Raw genomic sequence first — 3001 nt, 5'->3', positions numbered from 1 at the left:
CTTCTTGGGAGGCGTGTGCTTGGCCCAGTCGAGCACTATCTCCCGCAGGGTCTCGATCGAGTAGCCGTCAACTCGGCTCTCGACGCGCTCGATGAACTCCCGGAAGCTCAGGTTAGGCGACATCTTCCATCCTCATGGGGTTCTCGGATCCTCTGCTGCTGCCAGTACGCGGCCGGGTCGACCTCTCCGCCGAACGCCTCCGCCCGCGGCGTGAGGTTGTTGTCACCGTCGAATAGGGAGAGTTCAGACATGGTTGCTCCTTCGCGCTACGTCTCATCCCCTGAAGCGGCGTCGTCTTCCGAGTGCGTGTCGAGGCTCTTTGCGGTCTCGACGAAACGGTCGAAGTCGCTGGGCTCGCCGTCTTCAAGCGCCCGACGCGCCCCCCTGAGTCGCTCATACTCCGCAAGAGCGTGCTCTTCGGCGAGCGCGTGCGAGATGCTGCCGGCGCTGCCGAGAACGTCGCGCTCACTCAACCGCAGGAAGTCGTCGAGCTTCGCGATCCAGTCCGCCATGTGCATGGGCCGACGGCTGCGCGCCTGCAACTCCGCGAAGTCCAAGTACGCCGAGACGATCAGGTTGAGGGCCTCGATCTCGTCCTGCTGGAGGTAGTTCTTCGCGACGGTCACGTCGCTCTTTCGAATGGAACCTTCCGGCGCGTTCTTCCAGCTCGTGAGGCCCATGTTTGGCTGGTCGGCGTCGGCGCGCGAGGCGACCACCTCGGCGGCCGTATGCCCGTGAGCGGCCCAATGCATCTTGTTCTGAACCGCTTGGAAGAACCGCAACGTGGTCTCGGAGCTAGTGTCGTAGTCGATGCTCGTCGCGTAGATGTCCGTGACTTTCTGGTAGAACATGCGTTCGCTGGAGCGGATGTCCCGGATGCGTGTCAGGAGTTCATCAAAGTAGTCCTGGCCTAGCGTCCGACCGGCCTTGATGCGCTCATCGTCCATGGTGAAGCCCTTGACGAGCAGCTCTGCGAGGCGCGTCGTCGCCCATTGGCGGAACTGAGTTCCGCGGTTCGAGCGCACCCGGTATCCGACAGCGAGGATCGCCTCGAGGTTGTAGTGATCGAGTTCGCGGGAGACCTCCCGGGCGCCTTCGCGCTGAACTATCCGGAATCTCCGGATAGTTGCGCCTGTGGTCAGCTCGGCCTCCGCGTAGATGTTCATGAGATGCTCGTTCGCGGTCTTCACCGAAATCTGATACAGCTCAGCGATCTGCCGCTGCGTAAGCCACGCGGTCTCGCCGTCAAGACGTACTTGAAGTTGCGACGCCCCGTCCGCGTAGATCAGGACTTGGCTGCCAGCGTGAACCAGGCCGTCAGTGTCGTCATCAACCACGATCGCCCCTCTCGAGTTCCCTGCGCTCAGGGTAGCGCGTCACACTGACACTCTGGCAATCGGGCTTCGTCCCCTCTGCTCAGCAGACCCCTGCGCCAGAGACAGCGAGACGGCCGGAAGCCTCGCCTTTGACTGCTTTTGACGTTCCTGTCTCCTCGTGGTCCGGCCCGGTTGCAGAAGTGCGCTGACCCAGCTTCCCTTGAGCGGCCCTTGGTTCACACCCCGCAATGCTGCCGTAGCCGCTGGTGGCTACCGGAGATGAGGGTCGACCGCCGTGAGCATCCAGACGTTGGTCGCAGCTATGTCGAACGCCTCCGGATCAAAGGGCCTGTCCGGCCGGGTCGCGGCCCATGCGGCAGACTCGGCGTGATCCTCCGCTTCTGGGTCGGCCAGCGTCTCGAGCAGCGCTTCGTATCCATAGGGCCCACCGCAGTCCTCAGGCGGACAGGCCCGTTCTCCGGCGAGCACGAGGGGCACGACTTGGTCGCTTTCCTCGGCCTCATGCGTCTCTTCGATGCGGATCGTGTGCAGCCAATCATCACCGAAGTCGTAGAGATAGTCCCACTCCCTTACTCCGGCGTGGGCGAGGTCGGCGAGCGTCGTGCCCTCCTCGGGAAGCGCCGGATCCATGTGGTGGCGGCCCGCCGCCGGCTCGTACCGGGCACGCTCCGTCTCGAAGGAGTGCAGATGGCAGTCCTGCCACCCGAAGGCCGCCTGGATGGTGGCGTGAAGCCCCGCCAGCGTGAGCGTGTCGGGCACCCTGACCAGTCGCCACACTGGCGGGTCGATGTCTTGGAGCGTGACGTGTAGGTCGAAGGTGCGCATAGCCGGTTCGTCTCCTTGGTCGATGCGTATTCCGGGCGAAGTCGAATACGGTAATGGGTTGGGGTTGGCTAGTGGGGTTGCTCATCTCTCCTTGCTCACGTGGCGAAGCCCCGCTGCCCTGCGGCGGCCATGCTATATCACCCCGACTTCCAGCAGTTTCTTCTCGTAGACCTCACGGGTCAGCGGGCAGTCGATGAGATCGAGGAAGTCCTTCGTGCTCAGTTTGCATTGCCGAGCCATCTTGCTGAGGAGCTCTCCGCCGATGTCACGATGCGAGTAGCTGGTCTTCGTATGAACGGGTGTCTTCCGCCCCTCGAATGTCCAGTAGATGAAACGCTTGTGGTCGTTGTCATGGGGTCGGAACCCCTTGTCGTTCAGTGCCTCCTCGATTGCTCGCTTGTCCCTACACGCCATCGCGGCTCACCTGGAACCTCTCCAAGAGCCGCTTCTTCAGTTCGGCCGCTGCGGGCGACAGGATCTCATCATCCTCAAGCGCATAGGCCTCCCAAACGAACGCGATCTCGTCCACGAGCTCCTCGTACAGCTGGTCACGAGTGGGGGCAGCGGCTGAAAGACCGAGGCCCTCGTCCGACGCAAGGAGAACCTGCTTCGTCTCAGGATCAAGAGCAGGCGTGAGCACAAGGGGCGGACTTGGCACAAGCAGTTGCCCCTCAAGAACCACGGCGTCGATCGTCAACGGAGACAGATCGACAGTCTCAACCGCGGAGACGTCAGTGAGCTTGACGGGGTGGTCATTCTCGTCGAGCGTGAAGACGCCAGTGACCTGCACGGGCTCGTAGTGGTTCTCAACGAGATCGTCGATGACGTCGGGTCTCGCG

General features: G+C 62.7%; 5 protein-coding genes. All 5 read right to left on the bottom strand.

The genetic code is table 11. From position 1 onward, the window contains the following. Positions 1 to 107: 107 nt before the first annotated feature. On the bottom strand, positions 108 to 251 hold the full coding sequence (locus Q8K99_02140; GenBank protein MDP2181355.1) for a hypothetical protein: 144 nt from the start codon (positions 249 to 251) through the stop codon (positions 108 to 110). Between the two features lie 15 nt (positions 252 to 266). Then, positions 267 to 1337 carry a virulence RhuM family protein gene (locus tag Q8K99_02135; GenBank protein ID MDP2181354.1) on the bottom strand — a complete coding sequence of 357 codons (1071 nt, stop codon included), beginning with the start codon at positions 1335 to 1337 and terminating at the stop codon, positions 267 to 269. 249 nt (positions 1338 to 1586) lie between these two features. Next, positions 1587 to 2162 (bottom strand): plasmid pRiA4b ORF-3 family protein, encoded by a 576-nt coding sequence (locus tag Q8K99_02130; GenBank protein MDP2181353.1) that lies wholly within the window; start codon positions 2160 to 2162, stop codon positions 1587 to 1589. 132 nt (positions 2163 to 2294) lie between these two features. Next, the gene (locus Q8K99_02125) at positions 2295 to 2576 is read right to left on the bottom strand and encodes a hypothetical protein (GenBank protein ID MDP2181352.1); all 282 of its coding nucleotides are present in this window, start codon (positions 2574 to 2576) and stop codon (positions 2295 to 2297) included. Next, positions 2566 to 3001, bottom strand: a 436-nt coding sequence (locus Q8K99_02120) for a hypothetical protein (protein MDP2181351.1), incomplete at its 5' end; no start/stop codon positions are given. The genes Q8K99_02120 and Q8K99_02125, both read right to left, overlap by 11 nt.

The sequence above is a fragment of the Actinomycetota bacterium genome, from assembly GCA_030682655.1.
Lineage (GTDB): Bacteria > Actinomycetota > Coriobacteriia > Anaerosomatales > JAUXNU01 > JAUXNU01.
This window is presented reverse-complemented; position numbering and strand designations above follow the sequence as displayed.

Excerpts from the sequence above, each read along its gene's own strand:
- Q8K99_02125 (MDP2181352.1), bottom strand. The coding sequence starts at position 2,576 with ATGGCGTGTAGGGACAAGCGAGCAATCGAGGAGGCACTGAACGACAAG.
- Q8K99_02130 (MDP2181353.1), bottom strand. The coding sequence starts at position 2,162 with ATGCGCACCTTCGACCTACACGTCACGCTCCAAGACATCGACCCGCCA.
- Q8K99_02140 (MDP2181355.1), bottom strand. The coding sequence starts at position 251 with ATGTCTGAACTCTCCCTATTCGACGGTGACAACAACCTCACGCCGCGG.